This window comes from Streptomyces zhihengii (assembly GCF_016919245.1).
In the GTDB taxonomy this organism is placed as follows: domain Bacteria; phylum Actinomycetota; class Actinomycetes; order Streptomycetales; family Streptomycetaceae; genus Streptomyces; species Streptomyces zhihengii.
The window spans coordinates 3,844,123-3,862,200 of the sequence record NZ_JAFEJA010000001.1 but is presented as its reverse complement, the minus strand read 5'-3'; the positions used below and the strand labels follow the sequence as shown (position 1 = coordinate 3,862,200).

The following is an 18,078-nucleotide window of genomic DNA, read 5'->3' as shown; positions in this document are numbered from 1 at the left end:
CTCCCCCCCGGCGGGGGTCGTCGCATGTCCGGAGGGGTTTTTCCGTTTCCCGGCAGGCATCGGACCGCCGGAGACCCCGCTGCGAGGCGCTTCGCGCCGCGGAGGGCTCACCCTCAATTTCGTCACTCTGCGTAGTTGCTCTGCTGCTCTCCGGGAGTCGTTCAACGCTCACCGGTTTGGGCTACGGAGTTATTCACAGCTGGCTGGTTATCCACAGTTTTTCAGCAAGATCCACACGATTTTTCAGAGCACCCCACCGTGATTCCAGCCGCGAAGTCCGCGGGACGGAGAAATCGCGCACACGCAGTCCTGCGGTGCGCACGGAGAGGGTGGGAGACCGTGGCCGGATCCATCGCATCGCCGCGTGGGCAGTCGACCGAGGGGCGCCGTGACGGGCCCCTGATCGTCACCGAGGACGTGGCTCTCCTGGACGACCTGCTGCGCCTGTGCGCGGCGGCGGGTGCGGAGCCCGAGGTGCACCATGCGGTGCCCGAGCGCCGCGACGCCTGGGAGGGCGCGCCCCTGATCCTGGTGGGCGACGACGCGGCCCATCGCTGCCGGGGCGTCACCCGCCGCCGCGGCGTGCTGCTCGTGGGCCGGGACCAGGACGATCCCGATGTCTGGCGGCGCGCGGTGGAGATCGGGGCCGACGGTGTGCTGTGCCTGCCCGACGCCGAGACATGGCTCGTCGACCGGATCGCCGACGTGGTCGAGGGCGTCGACCGGCCGGCGCTGACCGTCGGGGTGATCGGCGGCAGAGGCGGGGCCGGGGCGTCGACGCTCGCCTGCGCGCTCGCGGTGACGGCGGCCCGGGGCGGGCGGCGCACCATGCTCGTCGACGGGGATCCGCTGGGCGGAGGCCTGGACGTGCTCCTCGGCGGCGAGCACACGGAGGGGCGTCGATGGCCGGATTTCGCCGCCTCCAAGGGGCGGGTCGCCGGCGGGGCGCTGGAGGAGTCGCTCCCGCAACTGCACTCGCTGCGGGTACTCAGCTGGGACCGGGGCGACTCGGTCGTGGTCCCCCCGGAGGCCATGCGCTCCGTGCTGGCCGCCGCCCGCCGGCGGGGCGGTGTGGTCGTCGTCGATCTGCCGCGCCGCGTCGACGACGGCGTCGCCGAGGCGCTCGCCCAACTGGACCTCGGCCTGCTCGTGGTGCCGGGGGAGCTGCGCGCCGTCGCGGCCGCCAACCGGGTCGCATCGGCCGTGGGCATGATCCTCACCGACCTGCGGGCGGTGGTGCGCGGACCGTACGCGCCGGGCCTGGACGAGCGGTGGGTCGCCGGCGCGCTCGGACTGCCGCTCGCGGGCGAACTCCCGGTCGAGACAGGGCTTCTCGCGGCCCAGGGGCAGGGGTCGCCACCGGGTGCAGCGGGCCGCAGCCCGCTGGCCCGCTTCTGCGCCGCCTTCTGGGAGAAGGCCTTCGCGGGGGAGGCCCGGGCATGAGCGCGGGTCTGCTGGAGGCCGTACGGCAGCGGCTGGCGGAGAGCGGTGCGGAACCGACTCCGGCTCGCGTGGCGGCCGCGCTGCGGGCCCAGGGAAGGCTCCTGGGCGACGCCGAAGTGCTGGGCGGCACGGAGGAGTTGCGCGGGGAACTGGTGGGGGCCGGGCCGCTGGAGCCGCTGCTCGCCGATCCCTCCGTCACCGATGTGCTGGTGTCCGCGCCGGACCGGGTCTGGGTGGACCGGGGCGCCGGGCTCGAACTCACCGCCGTGACCTTCCCGGACGCCGCGTCCGTGCGCCGGCTGGCGCAGCGCCTCGCCGCGGTCGCCGAGCGCAGGCTCGACGACGCCCGGCCGTGGGTCGACGCCCGGCTCCCCGACGGCACCCGGATGCACGCCGTGATCCCGCCGGTGGCGGTCGGCTCCACCTGCCTGTCCCTGCGGGTGGTCAGGCCCCGGGCCTTCTCGCTCGACGAGCTGATCCGGGCGGGCACCGTCCCGCCCGGCGGCGACCGGGTGCTGCGCGCCCTGATGCGGGCGCGGCTCTCCTTCCTGATCAGCGGCGGCACCGGATCGGGCAAGACCACCCTGCTGAGCAGTCTGCTGGGCTTGGTGGGGGAGCGGGAACGGATCGTCCTGGCCGAGGACTCGGCCGAGCTGAGGCCCGACCACCCCCATGTGGTGCGGCTCGAATCCCGCTCGGCCAACCAGGAGGGCTCCGGGCGGGTGACCTTGCGGGACCTGGTCAGGCAGGCGCTGCGGATGCGCCCCGACCGGCTGGTCGTCGGCGAGGTGCGGGGCGGCGAGGTGACGGACCTCCTGGCGGCGCTGAACACCGGGCACGAGGGTGGATGCGGGACGGTGCACGCGAACACCGCGGCCGACGTCCCCGCCCGGCTGGAGGCCCTGGGGACGGCCGCGGGCCTCGACCGGGCGGCCCTGCACAGCCAGCTCGCCGCCGCGCTGGACGTCGTCGTCCATGTCGCGCGCGACATGGACGGGAGGCGCCGGATCGCCGAGATGCATGTCCTGGAGCGGGACGCGAACGGGCTGGTGGTCACGGTGCAGGCGCTGCGGTGGGGCGCCGAGACGTTCATGCCGGGCCCTGGGTGGCGGGACCTGCGGGTGCTGATGGGAGAAGGGCTGTGAGGCCCGGAGAGGCGCTGTGCGCCGCCGCGGTCTGCGCCGGTGCGGCGGCCTGGCTGCTGACGGCCGGCCGGCAGGGCAGGCGGCGGGCAGGGCTCCTGCTGGCCGGCCCCGTGGCGCGGCCACAGCGGGCCCGGCTGCGGGAGTGCGTGCTCGGCCTGTCGATGCGCCACAAGGAGTGGCTCTGCCTGCCTCCGGCCGTGCTCCTCGCCCTGCTGGCGGGCTCGGTGGTGCCCGCCGTTCTCGGAGCCGCGGCGGTGCCACTGGTACGGCGGCGCCTGCGCGCCCGGCTGAGGGAGCGGGAGCGGCGCCACCGGGCGGGCGAGGTGGTGGCGTTGTGCGGCGCCGTCGCGGGGGAGCTGCGGGCCGGGCTCCAGCCCGGAGGGGCGCTGCGTCTCGGCGCCCGGGCCACGGACGCGCTCGGCCAGGGCGAGGCCGCCGTGCTGGCGGCGGCCCGGTTCGGAGGCGATGTGCCCGAGGCACTCCGCACGGCCTCCCGGCAGCCGGGCGGTGAAGGGCTGGCGGGGATGGCCGCCTGCTGGCAGGTCGCGGTCGGCAGCGGAGCCGGGCTCGCCGACGGACTGGACCGGCTGGAGGCCGCACTGCGGTCGGTGGCGGACCAGCAGGAGGAGCTGCGGGCCCAGCTGGCGGGCGCCTGGTCGACCGTGGTCCTGCTCGCACTGCTGCCGGTCGCCGGTCTCGGCCTGGGCGCGGCACTCGGCGCGGATCCGCTGCGGGTGCTGTTCCACACCCCTGCGGGGCTTGCCTGCCTGGCCGTCGGAGCATTGCTGGAGACGGCGGGTCTCCTGTGGTCCGGACGGATCGTACGAGCGGGGGTGGCGGCATGACCGCGGAACTCCTCCAGCGGCTCGGAGCCGTGCTCGCGGGACTGACCGCGGTGAGCTGCGCCGGTTCGCTGGCGGCGGCTCACCGGCGCGGCCGAGCGATGCGCAGGAGGGTGGAGGCCCTGCTCTCCCTCGAACGCGAACAGCGGCGGCACAGAGCCGAGTCGGCCCGCCGGGCCAGGGAGTGGGCTGCCCCCTTCGGCGCCGCGGTGACCTGCTACGTCCTGCTCGGCGGAGTGCTCGGGGCGGCCGTGGCCGTCTTGGCGGGCGCCGGGGTCCGGCAGTGGCTGCGCCGAAGGACGCCGGCCATCGGCCGGGGGCCCGGGGATGCGGAAGACGGCGGTGGTGCCGAGGCTCTCCGCCGGCTCCCGCTGGCCGCGGACCTCCTGGCCGCCTGCATCTCCGCGGGGGCGGGCCCTCGGGAGGCCGCAGAGGCCGTCGGCGCGTCTCTGGGCGGCCCTCTGGGGCGGCGCCTGACCGATATGGCGGCCCAGCTGCGCCTCGGGCGCGAACCGGCCGAGGCTTGGGCCTGGTTCGGCCGGACCCCGGGCGCCGCCCCGCTCGCCCGCTGCCTGGAACGCGCCGACACGACCGGTGCTCCCGCGGCGGAGCCGATGGCACGGCTCGCCGAGAGATACCGGGCCGACCGGGCCCGGCGGGTCACCGCGCACGGCCGCCGCGCGCAGGTGCTGATCACGGCCCCCGTGGGGCTCTGCTTCCTGCCCGCCTTCCTCGCGGTGGGCGTGGCCCCTGTGGTGATCGGTCTCGCCGGCGGCCTGCTGACCGGCGGCTGATCGCACCGGCGGCGCCGCGCCCTCGCGGGTGGGCCGTCGCCACCCACCGCCGTGCACCGCTTCCGGTCGCACGCGCTTCCTCAACTCACCGAGCCAGAAGCTCTCAACGCTCTCTCAGACCAGGAGTCCACCATGTGGAAGACGATCCGTCACACCCTGCGCCGTGTGCCCTGCCCCCGCCTCGCGGGAGGGATCCGCGCCCGCCTGATGCCTGCCGCGTCGCGTCGGGACCGGGGCATGACCACGTCCGAGTACGCCATGGGCACCATCGCCGCCTGCGCTTTCGCCGCGGTGCTCTACAAGGTGATCACCAGCGGCGCGGTCTCCGGCGCACTCGAATCGGTGATCGGCAAGGCCCTCGATGCCCAGTTCTGAAGCCGGTCGTGGTGACCGGGGCTCGGTCACCGCCGAGGCGGCCGTGGCACTGCCGGCCCTGGTCGTGTTCGCCCTCGCCCTGGTGTGGGCGCTGATGGCGGCCGCCGCGCAGATCCAGTGCGTGGACGCGGCACGGGCGGGCGCGCGTGCCGCCGCGAGGTCGGAACCGGGACCGGCCGCCCTGGCCGCCGCCCGGTCGGCCGCGCCGGACGGCGCACGGGTCACCCTGGCCCGGGACGGGGACCTCTGGCGGGTGGAGGTCGAGGCGCGGTCGCCGGGCCCGGGGGCCCTCACGCTGACGCTCGGCGCCCGGGCGGCGGCTCTCGCCGAGGACAGCGTCGGCCGGGAGCCGGCGGGCGCCGCCGGGCGCCCCGCTGCCGGCGCGCGCGAAGGGGTGCGGGCGCCGTGAGGACGCGGGACAGGGCTGTGGGCGCCGTGAGGATGCGGGACAGGGGCGCGGCCACTGTCTGGGTGGCGTGTGCGACCAGTGTGCTGTGCGTCGTGTTCGCGGCCGTGCTCGCCATGGGCCAGGCGGTCGTCGCCCGGCACCGGGCCGGCGCGGCGGCCGACCTCGCCGCGCTGGCGGCGGCCGACCGGGCCCTGCGGGGCGGTGCCGCCGCCTGCGGCGCCGCCGAGCGCGTCGCCGGGGCGCAGGGCGCCGAGGTGGTGCGGTGCGCGGTGACGGGCGAGGTCGCCGACGTCACGGTGCGGGTCCGTGTGGGGCCGTACGCGCCCCGGATCAGGTCGAGGGCCGGCCCGCCCGTCGCCGCCCCTCCGCCGGCGGCCACGCGGCCCCCGGAGGGCACCCCGATGCCGCCAACCGACGGCGGGTAGGCCCGTTCCGGCACCGGCACCGTCGCCCCGGCCCCAAGCCCCAGCCCAGCCTCGGCCCGGGGCCCTCCCGCCCCCGACGCCTGCCGGAGGGCCCGGCTGTCAGGTGCCCTCGCCGTCCGGCGAGGGGGGCGCCTGCCGGGCCGGGGCGCCGCGCAGCAGCTCCGTGAGGAGCCGGACCGCGCCGCGCTTGTGCAGGGGATCGTTGCCGTTGCCGCACTTGGGGGACTGGATGCACGAAGGACACCCCGCGTCGCACTCGCAGGACGCGATGGCCTCACGAGTGGCGGTGAGCCACTCCTCGGCGGTGTGGAACGCGCGCTCGGCGAAGCCCGCGCCGCCCGGGTGGCCGTCGTACACGAACACCGTCGGGAGCAGGGTGTCCGGATGCAGGGGCACGGACACCCCGCCGATGTCCCACCGGTCGCAGGTGGCGAACAGCGGCAGCATGCCGATGGACGCGTGCTCGGCCGCGTGCAGGGCCCCGCCGAGCTGCTCGGGGTTCACCCGGGCCGCGTCGAGCTGGTCCTCGGTGACCGTCCACCACACGGCCCGGGTGCGCAGGGTGCGCGGCGGCAGGTCGAGCTTGGTCTCGCCGAGGACCTCCCCGGTGACGACCCTGCGGCGAAGGAAGGAGACGACCTGGTTGGTGACCTCGACGGAGCCGTAGCAGAGGCGCCCCTGGCCCCAGGGGATCTCGGTGTCGGTCTCCAGGACGGAGATGGCGGTGGTGTCCCGCGCAGTGGTCGAGTACGGCGGGGCCGCCTCCTCGACCAGGGCCACGGAGTCCTCCAGGTCAAGCTTGCGCACCAGGTACGTACGGCCCTGGTGGAGGTGGACCGCGCCGTCGTGCACGGCCGTGTGGGCCGCGCCTTCGTCCACCGTGCCGAGCAGCCTCCCGGTGCCCGCCTCGACGATCTGCACCGGGCGGCCGCCCCCGCCGCGGATGTCGGTGAGGTCGGCGGCACGCTCGCGCCGGGTCCAGTGCCAGCCGGACGGGCGCCGGCGCAGCAGCCCGGCGGTCTCGAGCTGGGGCATCAGCCCGGCCGCCGCGGGGCCGAAGAGGTCGAGGTCGGCCTCGGTGAGGGGGAGTTCGGAGGCCGCCGCGCACAGATGCGGGGCGAGGACGTAGGGGTTGTCCGGGTCCAGCACGGTCGACTCCACCGGCCGCTCGAACAGCGCCTCCGGGTGGTGCACGAGGAAGGTGTCCAGCGGGTCGTCCCTGGCCACGAGGACCGCCAGCGCGCCCTGCCCCGAGCGGCCGGCGCGGCCCGCCTGCTGCCACAGCGAGGCGCGGGTGCCCGGATAGCCGGCGATGACCACGGCGTCGAGTCCGGCGACGTCGACGCCCAGTTCGAGCGCGGTCGTGGCGGCGAGGCAGAGGAGCTCACCCGAGTGGAGGGCGCGTTCGAGGGCGCGGCGCTCCTCCGGCAGGTAGCCGCCCCGGTAGGCCGCGACACGCCGGGGCAGCGAGCGGTCGACCTCGGCGAGGCGCTCCTTGGCGATGACGGAGATGAGCTCGGCGCCCCGGCGGGAGCGGACGAAGGCGACGCTGCGCACGCCCTGCACGGTCAGATCCGTCAGCAGGTCGGCCGTCTCGGCGGTCGCGGTGCGCCGCACGGGCGCGCCCTTCTCGCCGTGCAGTTCGGTCAGCGGCGGCTCCCACAGCGCGAAGACGAGCTCGCCGCGCGGCGAGGCGTCGTCGGCCACCTCCCGGACGGGCAGGCCGGTGAGGCGGCCGGCCGAGACGGCGGGGTCGGCCGAGGTGGCCGACGCGAGCAGGAAGACCGGGTCCGCCCCGTAGCGGGCGCACAGGCGGCGGAGCCGGCGCAGTACCTGGGCGACGTGGGAGCCGAAGACGCCCCGGTAGGTGTGGCATTCGTCGATCACCACGTAGCGCAGCGAGCGGAGGAAGGAGGACCAGCGCGGGTGGGACGGGAGTATCCCGCGATGGAGCATGTCGGGGTTGGTGAGCACGTAGTTGGCGTACTGGCGCACCCATTCGCGCTCCTCGACGGGGGTGTCCCCGTCGTAGACCGCGGGGCGGATCCGGTTGCCCAGGGGCGCCGCCAGCTCTCTGACGGCGCGCCGCTGGTCGGCGGCCAGGGCCTTGGTGGGGGCCAGGTAGAGGGCCGTGGTGCCCCGGCCGTTCGGGGCCTCGGCCCCGTCGAGCAGGGTGCTGAGCACGGGCGCCAGGTACGACAGGGACTTCCCCGAGGCGGTGCCGGTCGCGATGACCACGGATTCGCCGTCCAGCGCGTGCTCCGCCGCGGCCGCCTGATGGACCCAGGGGTGGTCGATCCCCGCCGCCTGGACGGCGGCGACGACCTCGGCGCGGATGCGGTCGGGCCAGACGGCATGCCTGCCCGGTCGCGGGGGCAAGTGCTCCGTATGAGTGATGCGCGCAGCCCGGTTCGCCCCCGCGGTGAGCCGGTCGAGGACCGCACCGGGGGAAGGGCGGGTCTCCCCGTTCTCGGGAGGTCGACTGGGACGGAAATTCTTGGCCATCGGCACCGAGTGTGTCACCGGCGTGACGGACAATGGTCCCAAGGCGTCGTGCATGGCTGCTGGTAAGTGATTGAATGCCATCGCGGCTGGCGACCGTCCTCCGGCTCCGTCGGGGAGACCTCAGGGGGCGGCCGCTCGATAGCAAGGTGCTGGAGGATCCGTGGACCTGTCCCTGTCGACTCGCAATGTGTCCGGCCCTGGTGGCGACCGTACGGTCGTCGAGGTCGGTGGCGAGATTGATGTCTATACCGCGCCCAAGCTGCGCGAGCAGTTGGTCGAGTTGGTGAACGACGGCAGCTACCACCTTGTCGTCGACATGGAGGGCGTGGACTTCCTCGACTCCACCGGCCTCGGCGTGCTCGTCGGAGGTCTCAAGAGGGTGCGTGCCCATGAGGGCTCGCTGCGCCTGGTGTGCAACCAGGAGCGCATCCTCAAGATCTTCCGGATCACGGGCCTGACCAAGGTGTTCCCGATTCACACCACGGTCGACGAGGCTGTCGCGGCGACCGACTGACGGTCGTCCGGGGCAACCGGAAGCAGGAGGGGCACCGGGCATCCAGCCCGGGCCTCCACACACGCACGCTCGCATGTTCGAGGGGGATCACGCATGGCCACCGTTGAGCTCCGCTTCAGCGCTCAGCCGGAGCACGTCAGGACGGCCAGGCTTGTCGCCGCCGCCGTGGCGCGCCGGGCCGGGGTCGACGAGGCGGTGCTGGACGAGGTGCGCCTCGCCGTGGGTGAGGCGTGCAGTCGCGCGGTCGGCCTGCACCGCAGCCATGGCGTCACCGCGCCGGTCCGCGTCGTCCTCTCCGAGGAGGAGAAGACCTTCTCGATCGAGGTCGGCGACGAGGTGACCACCGTCGGTTCCGGGGCTGCCTCCGGACGCTCCGACGACGAGGGCGACGGCGAGGACGAGATGGGTCTCGCGGTCATCAGCGGACTCGTCGACGACGTGGAGGTCTCCTCCAGTGACGGCGGCGGGGTCATCCGGATGAGCTGGCCCGTGTCGGCGCCTCCGGTCGTCGCCCCCTGACACCCCCGCGCATCCCGGCGGAGCGCACCCGCCGGACACCCGTCCGCCACGGTGTCACCCGTTCGGCGCAAACCTCTCCGGCCAAATCCGCCCGACTGCTGTCCCGTGCCCCTGTCCGGGGCGGGCCACCCCCGTCGCGGGGTGGCGGACCGGACAGTTTCCGGCGGACGCGCCACGGCCCCGCGCGCCCGGCCCGGCCGGTGATCGCGGGGAATTCATCGCCGTCGATCTCCCGCCGCCCCGCTCGATCCCATAGAAAAAGGCCCTGCTGAGCAGGGCCTTTTTCGTGTCGCCGGAGATCACCGATCAAGCCCGAATGCCTCAGTCGCATTACTGCTTTCGTGGGCATTTTCGTGTCCTGATCATTTTCCGTGCGACACATCAAGGTCAATTGAATTTGTCGCGCTCTGTTTTGATCGGGTTCCGCTCCCTACAATCCGTCCACATCTTGAGCTCTGAACGTCAAGGAGGACGAATGGCGGGGCTCTTCACTCAACTGGCCGATCATCCCACTTCTCACGCTGCGGCGGTTCTCACCGACGAAAACCGTGTGATCGTCGTCGTCATCGCGGTCGTCGCCCTGGCCGCCCTGGTCGTCGCCCAGCTGCTGGTACGCCAGGTGCTCGCCGCGGGTGAGGGCACCGAATCCATGAAGAAGATCGCGGCCGCGGTGCAGGAGGGCGCGAATGCGTATCTCGCACGGCAGCTCCGCACACTCGGGATCTTCGCCGTCGTGGTGTTCTTCCTTCTGCTGCTCCTCCCTGCCGACGACTGGTCGCAGCGGGTGGGCCGTTCCGTGTTCTTCCTGGTGGGTGCGCTCTTCTCGGCGGCCACCGGATACATCGGAATGCGGCTCGCCGTACGGGCGAATGTGCGCGTCGCGGCCGCGGCCCGGGAAGCAACTCCCGCGGAAGGCGAGCCGGAAAAGGATCTGACACTCGTCGCCCACAAGGCGATGAAGATCGCCTTTCGTACGGGCGGCGTGGTCGGCATGTTCACCGTCGGCCTCGGTCTGCTCGGCGCCTCCTGCGTCGTGCTGGTCTACGCGGCCGACGCGCCCAAGGTGCTGGAGGGCTTCGGCCTGGGCGCCGCGCTGATCGCGATGTTCATGCGTGTCGGCGGAGGCATCTTCACCAAGGCCGCGGACGTGGGCGCCGACCTGGTCGGCAAGGTCGAGCAGGGCATCCCCGAGGACGACCCCCGCAACGCGGCGACCATCGCCGACAACGTGGGCGACAACGTCGGGGACTGCGCCGGCATGGCGGCCGACCTCTTCGAGTCGTACGCCGTGACCCTGGTCGCCGCGCTCATCCTGGGCAAGGCCGCCTTCGGCGACGCCGGGCTCGCCTTCCCGCTCATCGTCCCGGCGATCGGCGTGGTCACCGCGATGATCGGCATCTTCGCGGTCGCCCCGCGGCGCGCCGACCGCAGCGGGATGACCGCCATCAACCGCGGCTTCTTCGTCTCGGCGGTGATCTCGCTCGCCCTGGTCGCCGTGGCGGTGTTCGCCTATCTGCCCGCCACCTACGCGGAGCTCGACGGCGTGGGCGACGCGGCCGTTGCCGCGCACGACGGGGACCCGCGGATCCTCGCGCTCGTCGCCGTCGCCATCGGCATCGTGCTGGCGGCGCTGATCCAGCAGCTCACCGGCTACTTCACCGAGACCAGCCGCCGCCCCGTCCGGGACATCGGCAAGTCGTCGCTGACCGGCCCGGCCACGGTCGTGCTGGCCGGCATCGCGATCGGCCTCGAATCGGCCGTCTACACCGCGCTGCTGATCGGGCTCGGGGTGTACGGGGCGTTCCTGCTCGGCGGCACCTCGATCATGCTGGCGCTGTTCGCGGTGGCCCTGGCCGGCACTGGTCTGCTCACCACGGTCGGCGTCATCGTCGCCATGGACACCTTCGGACCGGTCTCCGACAACGCCCAGGGCATCGCCGAGATGTCCGGTGACGTCACCGGGGCGGGCGCGCAGGTCCTCACCGACCTGGACGCCGTCGGCAACACCACCAAGGCCATCACCAAGGGCATCGCCATCGCCACGGCCGTCCTCGCGGCGGCCGCGCTCTTCGGCTCGTACCGCGACGCCATCGCCACCGCGGCCCGTGACGTCGGGGAGAAGCTCGGCGACGGCGCTCCGACGAACCTGGTGATGGACATCTCGCAGCCCAACAACCTGGTCGGTCTGGTGCTCGGCGCCGCGGTCGTCTTCCTCTTCTCCGGGCTGGCGATCAACGCGGTGTCGCGTTCCGCCGGCGCGGTGGTCTACGAGGTGCGGCGGCAGTTCCGCGAGCACCCCGGGATCATGGACCACACGGAGAAGCCGGAGTACGGCCGGGTGGTCGACATCTGCACCAAGGACGCGCTCCGGGAGCTCGCCACGCCGGGGCTGCTGGCGGTGCTGACACCGATCGCGGTCGGCTTCTCGCTGGGCGTCGGTGCCCTCGGGGCCTTCCTCGCGGGAGCCATCGGCACCGGCACCCTGATGGCGGTCTTCCTCGCCAACTCCGGAGGCGCCTGGGACAACGCCAAGAAGCTGGTGGAGGACGGCCACCACGGCGGCAAGGGCAGCGAGGCCCATGAGGCGACGGTGATCGGGGACACGGTCGGCGACCCGTTCAAGGACACCGCCGGCCCGGCGATCAACCCGCTGCTGAAGGTGATGAACCTGGTCGCCCTGCTCATCGCGCCGGCGATCGTCCAGTTCAGCTACGGGGACGACTCCAGCGCCGGCGTGCGGGCGCTGGTGGCCGTGCTCTCGATACTGATCATCGTGGGCGCGGTGTACCTCTCCAAGCGGCGCGGCATCGTCGCGGACGACGACGACGGCAGCACCGCCGAGCGCAACGCGCAGTCACCGGATCCGGCGGTGGTTTCCTGACATGTGCTCAACGGACGGGCGGGCGTCGCGGATTGATGCGGCGTCCGCCCGCTCGTGCTTCCGGGTGAGCCTTGTCTCCCTTGGTGCAAATGGCTTTAAAAGCCCATGAACCGGACTCCCGGCATGCGGTTGTCGCCCACATGGCGTGTATGTTCCGGGGCCGAGAGCCTTGGAAGGGACCGATCCGGTGAACAAGAAGTTTGCGGCCGCGCTGTCCGGCGGTGCGGTACTGGTACTGGTGCTGTCGGGATGCGGCGACGACAGCGAGGAAAAGGTCAACGACTGGGCCAAGAAGGTCTGCGACCAGGCGAAGCCGCAGATCCAGAAGCGGGCCGACGCCCAGCAGGCCATCATCTCGACGGCTGCCGACGGCAAGCCCGCCGACATCCAGGCCGCCGACTCCAAGGCGTTCGCCGACATCGCCGCCGCGGACAAGGCACTTGCCAAGGCCGTGCGCGACGCGGGCGTCCCGCCGGTCGACGACGGCGAGAAGCTCCAGAACGACGCGGTGAAGGAACTCGACGCCACGGCGGCCGAGTACCTGAAGCTGAAGGAGCAGATCGACGGTCTGAACCCGGAGGACCAGCAGAAGTTCGCCGACGGCCTCCAGGAGGTCGCGGACGGGCTGAAGAAGATCGAGCGGATGGACCAGGCCGCGCTCGCCAAGCTCCAGTCCGGTGAGCTGGGGACGGCCATGGCGAAGCAGCCGGGCTGCCAGCGCGCCGAGGCGTCGAACTCCGCCGAAGGGGCCTCCGCCTCCTGACCCCCGCACCTGATGTGCCCACGGCCCGGCCGCCCTCGCGGCCGGGCCGTGCGCTCGCCTGCCGCCCGCGGCCCGCCTCGGGTTCCCTGCGCCGCGGCACCGGCAGGGCGGAGTGCGGCGTCCGCGGCCGGCGGCGGACACAATGGGGTCCGTGAGTACGCCCAGTCTTCCCTCGCCCGGCCTCGCCCCGCGGCTCCGTGACGCCTTCCTCGCCGCCGACTTCACCGCCGACGGCCTGCTCGACCTGCTCGGCGCCCCCGCCTACACGGCGCTGGCCCGCAGCGAGACCGTGCCGGCCCTGCGCGCGACCCGCGAGGACGGCGTGCTGTCCGCGCTGGTGCGGCTGTTCCTGCTCCAGCGGCCCGTCGCCCGTCAGCGGGCCCGCACGGCACTGCCGCTGGAGGAATGCCTCGCCGACGGCTGGCTGGTGCGCGACGGCGACGAGGTGCGGGCGACCGTGGACGTCCGGCCCTACGGAGGGCCGGAGGGCCAGGACTGGTTCATCGTCTCCGACCTCGGCTGCGCGGTCGGCGGCGCCGGCGGGGCGGGCGGCCAGGGCAAGGGCGTCGTCCTCGGGGTCGGCGGCGCGTCGACCACGCTCGCCGGGATCACCGTGCGCACGCCGGTGGCGTCCGCGCTCGACGTCGGCACCGGTTCGGGCATCCAGGCCCTGCACGCCGCACAGCACGCCACCAGGGTCACGGCCACCGATCTGAATCCGCGGGCGCTCGACTTCACCCGGCTCACCCTCGCCCTCTCCGGGGCGCGGGAGGCCGATCTGCGCGAGGGGTCGCTGTTCGAGCCGGCCGGCGCCGAGACGTACGACCTGATCGTGTCCAACCCGCCGTTCGTCATCTCCCCCGGCGCCCGGCTCACCTACCGGGACGGCGGGATGGGCGGCGACGACCTGTGCCGCTCACTCGTCCAGCAGGCCGGGGAACGGCTCAACGACGGGGGTTACGCCCAGTTCCTCGCCAACTGGCAGCACGTGGAGGGGGAGGACTGGCAGGAGCGGCTCCGTTCCTGGGTGCCCCGCGGCTGCGACGCCTGGATCGTCCAGCGCGAGGTGCAGGACGTGACCCAGTACGCCGAGCTGTGGCTGCGCGACAGCGGCGACCACCGGGCCGACCCCGCGGCCTACGCGGCCCGGTACGACGCATGGCTCGACGAGTTCGAGGCGCGCGGGACCAAGGCGGTGGGCTTCGGCTGGATCACCCTGCGCAAGTCCGGCTCCGAGCGCCCCTCCGTCGTGACCGAGGAATGGCCGCACCCCGTGGAGCAGCCGCTCGGCGTGAGCGTGCGCGCCCATTTCGACCGCCAGGACTACCTGCGGGCCAGCGACGACGCGGCGCTGCTCGCGGACCGCTTCGTGCTCGCCCCCGACGTGGTGCAGGAGCAGGTCGGCCCGCCCGGTGCGGAGGACCCGGAGCATGTGGTGCTGCGGCGGCACCGCGGGATGCGGCGGGCGACCACGGTGGACACCGTCGGCGCCGGTTTCGCCGGGGCGTGCGACGGGACGCTGAGCGCCGGCCGGATCCTCGACGCCATCGCGCAGCTCATCGACGAGGACCCGGTGCTGCTGCGCGACCGCACTCCGCGTGCGCTGCGTCTGCTGGTGGAGGAGGGCTTCCTCGTCCCGGCGGAGTCCGGTCCGACCGGGTGACCGCAGCCCCCCGCGGTACCGCCCCTCCGCGGGTGGCCCTCGCGGGGCCCGGCCCGTCCTCCGCGGGTGGCGCTCGCGGGCCCGGCCCGCTCCCGGCCCCGCGCGCCCACGAGTGGCGGGCTCCCTACGGCCTCGGGTGACCCCTCGCGGGGGTCGGATTCGCGTCAGCCGAGGTCGTCGATCCGGCCAATGTTCCGATTGCGGGCATTTCCCGGCTTCCGGACCCCGCCGCCCCGGGTTTTCGGTGCGGCGCGAAATGGAGGGAATCCGTCCGGAACGGCCGCGCAGGCGACCGGCCGGGTGAACCCACGCGCCGTTCACCCGGAATTCGCGCCGGTGACGCTCCGGGGTGCCAGCCTCGGCCTCCGGACGACCGAGGCGTCAGGGAAGGGCCGGGTAGGGGCATGGAGAGCGGACCAGCGATCTTCGCCGGGGCGGCATTCGCGCTGTTCGGAGCCGGGCTGCTGCTGTGGACGGGGGTACGGCTCGCGCACCGGGCACCCGTGGCGCACGGCGTGAGCCCGGCCGCGGCCACCGCCTTCGGGCTCGGCTTCGGTGCGGTCTTCCTCACCCTCGGGGTGTGGTGCTTCGCACGCCTGTGAGATGCGCCCCGGGCGCCGGCGTGCCGGTCCGGGCGGCATGAAGGGCGGGAGTCGGGTTACCGTTCGAGTGGCCGTTGCGGGCTTTTGCCGTTTGACACGGGGGCGGGTTGTACCGTCACACTCCGCAGCGACAGCAGCGTCACAGCAGTGCCGCAACGCCTGTACCCACGGGTAGGACGCCGCGCGGCGGCGCTGACGGCGCCCATCGAATGTCGACCGGAGAGAAGAGCGAAGTTGTCCCCGACCAGCGAGACCGCACAGGGCGGCCGCCGACTCGTGATCGTCGAGTCGCCTGCCAAGGCGAAGACGATCAAGGGCTACCTCGGCCCCGGCTATGTCGTCGAGGCGAGCGTCGGGCACATCCGCGACCTCCCGAACGGCGCCGCCGAGGTGCCGGAGAAGTACACGGGTGAGGTGCGCCGCCTCGGCGTCGACGTCGAACACGACTTCCAGCCCATCTATGTCGTCAACGCCGACAAGAAGGCTCAGGTCAGGAAGCTGAAGGAACAGCTCGCGGAGTCCGACGAGCTCTTCCTCGCCACCGATGAGGACCGCGAGGGCGAAGCCATCGCGTGGCACCTGCTGGAGGTCCTCAAGCCCAAGGTCCCCGTCCACCGGATGGTCTTCCACGAGATCACCAAGGACGCGATCCGCGCTGCCGTCGCCAACCCGCGCGAGCTGAACAAGCGCATGGTCGACGCCCAGGAGACCCGCCGCATCCTCGACCGCCTCTACGGCTACGAGGTCTCGCCGGTCTTGTGGAAGAAGGTCATGCCGCGGCTGTCCGCCGGCCGTGTGCAGTCCGTGGCGACCCGGCTCGTGGTCGAGCGGGAGCGGGAGCGCATCGCGTTCCGCTCCGCCGAGTACTGGGACCTGACCGGCACCTTCTCCACCGGCCGCACCGGTGACGCCTCGGACCCCTCGTCCTTCTCCGCGCGCCTGAACACCGTCGACGGGCAGCGTGTCGCGCAGGGCCGCGACTTCGGCTCCGACGGCCGGCTGAAGTCCGCCCAGGTGCTCCACCTCGACGAGGCGAACGCCCGGTCGCTGGCCGCCGCCCTGGAGGGCGCGTCCTTCGCGGTGCGCTCGGTCGAGTCCAAGCCGTACCGCCGCTCGCCCTACGCTCCGTTCCGTACGACGACCCTCCAGCAGGAGGCGTCCCGCAAGCTCGGATTCGGCGCCAAGGCGACCATGCAGGTCGCGCAGAAGCTGTACGAGAACGGCTTCATCACCTACATGCGTACGGACTCCACGACGCTGTCCGACACCGCCGTGACGGCGGCGCGCGCGCAGGTGACCCAGCTCTACGGCGCCGACTACCTGCCGGACAAGCCGCGCACCTACGCGGGCAAGGTCAAGAACGCCCAGGAGGCGCACGAGGCGATCCGCCCCTCGGGTGATCGTTTCCGCACCCCCGCCGAGACCGGGCTCACCGGTGACCAGTTCCGGCTGTACGAGCTGATCTGGAAGCGGACCGTCGCCTCCCAGATGAAGGACGCCGTCGGCAACAGCGTCACCGTGCGCATCGGCGGACGTGCCGCGGACGGCCGCGACGCCGAGTTCACCGCGTCCGGCAAGACGATCACCTTCCACGGCTTCATGAAGGCCTACGTGGAGGGCGCCGACGACCCGAACGCCGAGCTCGACGACCGTGAGCGCCGGCTGCCGCAGGTCACCGAGGGCGACGCGCTGTCGGCCGAGGAGATCACCGTCGACGGCCACGCCACCAAGCCGCCCGCCCGCTACACCGAGGCCTCGCTGGTCAAGGAGCTGGAGGAGCGCGAGATCGGCCGCCCGTCGACGTACGCGTCGATCATCGGCACGATCCTCGACCGGGGGTACGTCTTCAAGAAGGGGACGGCGCTCGTCCCGTCCTTCCTCTCCTTCGCCGTGGTCAACCTGCTGGAGAAGCACTTCGGCCGGCTCGTCGACTACGACTTCACCGCGAAGATGGAGGACGACCTCGACCGCATCGCACGCGGTGAGGCGCAGGCCGTGCCGTGGCTGCGGCGCTTCTACTTCGGCGAGGGCGACGCCGCCGGTGCCGCCAGCGAGGCGGGCAACGGCGACGGCGACCACCTCGGCGGCCTGAAGGAACTGGTCACCGACCTCGGCGCCATCGACGCCCGGGAGATCTCCAGCTTCCCCGTCGGCAACGACATCAAGCTGCGCGTCGGCCGCTACGGCCCCTACGTGGAGCGCGGGGAGAAGGACGCGGAGGGCCACCAGCGCGCCGACGTCCCGGACGACCTCGCCCCGGACGAGCTCACCGTCGAGCACGCGGAGGAACTGCTCGCCAAGCCGAGCGGGGACTTCGAGCTGGGCACCGACCCGGTCAGCGGGCACCAGATCGTCGCCAAGGACGGGCGCTACGGCCCGTACGTCACGGAGATCCTCCCCGAGGGCACTCCGAAGACGGGCAAGAACGCGGTCAAGCCGCGCACCGCGTCGCTCTTCAAGAACATGTCGATCGACACGGTCACGCTCGCCGAGGCGCTGAAGCTGATGTCCCTGCCGCGGGTGGTCGGCACCGACGCCGAGGGCGTGGAGATCACCGCGCAGAACGGCCGCTACGGCCCGTACCTGAAGAAGGGCACCGACTCGCGCTCCCTGGAGAACGAGGACCAGCTCTTCTCCATCACGCTGGACGAGGCCCTCGCGATCTACGCGCAGCCGAAGCAGCGCGGCCGGGCCGCGGCCAAGCCGCCGCTGAAGGAGCTGGGCACCGACCCGGTGAGCGAGCGTCCCGTGGTGGTCAAGGACGGCCGCTTCGGTCCCTACGTCACCGACGGGGAGACCAACGCCACCCTGCGCACCGGTGACAGCGTCGAGGACATCACGCCGGAGCGCGGCTACGAGCTCCTCGCCGAGAAGCGCGCCAAGGGACCGGCCAAGAAGACCGCGAAGAAGGCGGCCAAGAAGGCGCCCGCCAAGAAGACCGCGGCGAAGAAGACCACGACGGCGAAGAAGACCGCCGCCAAGAAGACGACGACGGCCAAGAAGACCGCGACCGCCACGAAGAAGGCGGCCGCGTCGGCCAAGTCGTCCACGGCGACGGACGAGTAGGACCGGTTCACGAGCCGCTCGTGCTCCGGGGCGCACGCTCCGGGGCGCGAGCGGCTCTTTCCGTTCACGGGCCCTTCGTTACCGGGCACCGGGGGCGTGGGAGTTCACACTCTTGCGACAAAAGCGTCCGTC

15 protein-coding genes are annotated in these 18,078 nt (G+C 73.1%); 14 read left to right on the top strand and 1 reads right to left on the bottom strand.

Annotation, left to right across the window (positions count from 1 at the left end; translation table 11 throughout):
* The first annotated feature begins 339 nt into the window (after window positions 1-339).
* The 7 genes from ssd to JE024_RS16145 all read left to right on the top strand — a co-directional run bounded on the left by ssd (window position 340) and on the right by JE024_RS16145 (window position 5,433).
* Complete coding sequence (gene ssd, locus JE024_RS16175) at window positions 340-1,443, top strand: septum site-determining protein Ssd (RefSeq protein WP_205374264.1); 1,104 nt, start codon at window positions 340-342, stop codon at window positions 1,441-1,443.
* Window positions 1,440-2,588, top strand: a complete 1,149-nt coding sequence (locus JE024_RS16170; RefSeq protein ID WP_205374263.1) for a TadA family conjugal transfer-associated ATPase — start codon at window positions 1,440-1,442, stop codon at window positions 2,586-2,588. Before ssd ends, JE024_RS16170 begins: the two co-directional genes overlap by 4 nt.
* Window positions 2,585-3,433 carry a type II secretion system F family protein gene (locus JE024_RS16165; protein WP_244882885.1) on the top strand — a complete coding sequence of 283 codons (849 nt, stop codon included), beginning with the start codon at window positions 2,585-2,587 and terminating at the stop codon, window positions 3,431-3,433. Before JE024_RS16170 ends, JE024_RS16165 begins: the two co-directional genes overlap by 4 nt.
* Entirely contained in the window at window positions 3,430-4,224 is a 795-nt protein-coding gene (locus JE024_RS16160; RefSeq protein ID WP_205374262.1) for a type II secretion system F family protein, read from the top strand. Before JE024_RS16165 ends, JE024_RS16160 begins: the two co-directional genes overlap by 4 nt.
* A 132-nt stretch (window positions 4,225-4,356) precedes the next feature.
* Window positions 4,357-4,599 carry a DUF4244 domain-containing protein gene (locus JE024_RS16155; RefSeq protein WP_205374261.1) on the top strand — a complete coding sequence of 81 codons (243 nt, stop codon included), beginning with the start codon at window positions 4,357-4,359 and terminating at the stop codon, window positions 4,597-4,599.
* Window positions 4,586-5,008 (top strand): TadE family type IV pilus minor pilin, encoded by a 423-nt coding sequence (locus JE024_RS16150; protein ID WP_205374260.1) that lies wholly within the window; start codon window positions 4,586-4,588, stop codon window positions 5,006-5,008. Before JE024_RS16155 ends, JE024_RS16150 begins: the two co-directional genes overlap by 14 nt.
* Before the next feature lie 62 nt (window positions 5,009-5,070).
* On the top strand, window positions 5,071-5,433 hold the full coding sequence (locus JE024_RS16145; protein WP_372449812.1) for an Rv3654c family TadE-like protein: 363 nt from the start codon (window positions 5,071-5,073) through the stop codon (window positions 5,431-5,433).
* A 99-nt stretch (window positions 5,434-5,532) separates the two neighbouring features.
* Here JE024_RS16145 and sftH read toward each other — a convergent pair whose 3' ends face one another.
* Window positions 5,533-8,019, bottom strand: a complete 2,487-nt coding sequence (gene sftH / locus JE024_RS16140) for a DEAD/DEAH box helicase (RefSeq protein ID WP_205374258.1) — start codon at window positions 8,017-8,019, stop codon at window positions 5,533-5,535.
* A gap of 79 nt (window positions 8,020-8,098) precedes the next feature.
* Here sftH and JE024_RS16135 point away from each other — a divergent pair, with 79 nt between their 5' ends.
* From JE024_RS16135 to topA, 7 genes are all read left to right on the top strand, one after another.
* Window positions 8,099-8,452 (top strand): STAS domain-containing protein, encoded by a 354-nt coding sequence (locus JE024_RS16135; RefSeq protein ID WP_003967428.1) that lies wholly within the window; start codon window positions 8,099-8,101, stop codon window positions 8,450-8,452.
* Between the two features lie 93 nt (window positions 8,453-8,545).
* Window positions 8,546-8,971, top strand: coding sequence for an ATP-binding protein (locus tag JE024_RS16130; RefSeq protein ID WP_205374257.1), 426 nt, complete (start codon window positions 8,546-8,548; stop codon window positions 8,969-8,971).
* A 475-nt stretch (window positions 8,972-9,446) separates the two neighbouring features.
* Entirely contained in the window at window positions 9,447-11,852 is a 2,406-nt protein-coding gene (locus tag JE024_RS16125) for a sodium-translocating pyrophosphatase (protein ID WP_205374256.1), read from the top strand.
* Window positions 11,853-12,039: 187 nt separating this feature from the next.
* On the top strand, window positions 12,040-12,615 hold the full coding sequence (locus JE024_RS16120; protein ID WP_205374255.1) for a small secreted protein: 576 nt from the start codon (window positions 12,040-12,042) through the stop codon (window positions 12,613-12,615).
* Window positions 12,616-12,757: 142 nt separating this feature from the next.
* Window positions 12,758-14,278, top strand: a complete 1,521-nt coding sequence (locus JE024_RS16115; protein ID WP_205374254.1) for a DUF7059 domain-containing protein — start codon at window positions 12,758-12,760, stop codon at window positions 14,276-14,278.
* Window positions 14,279-14,682: 404 nt separating this feature from the next.
* Window positions 14,683-14,880 (top strand): hypothetical protein, encoded by a 198-nt coding sequence (locus tag JE024_RS16110; RefSeq protein WP_205374253.1) that lies wholly within the window; start codon window positions 14,683-14,685, stop codon window positions 14,878-14,880.
* 234 nt (window positions 14,881-15,114) lie between these two features.
* Entirely contained in the window at window positions 15,115-17,946 is a 2,832-nt protein-coding gene (gene topA / locus JE024_RS16105; RefSeq protein WP_205374252.1) for a type I DNA topoisomerase, read from the top strand.
* The last annotated feature ends 132 nt before the right edge of the window (window positions 17,947-18,078 follow it).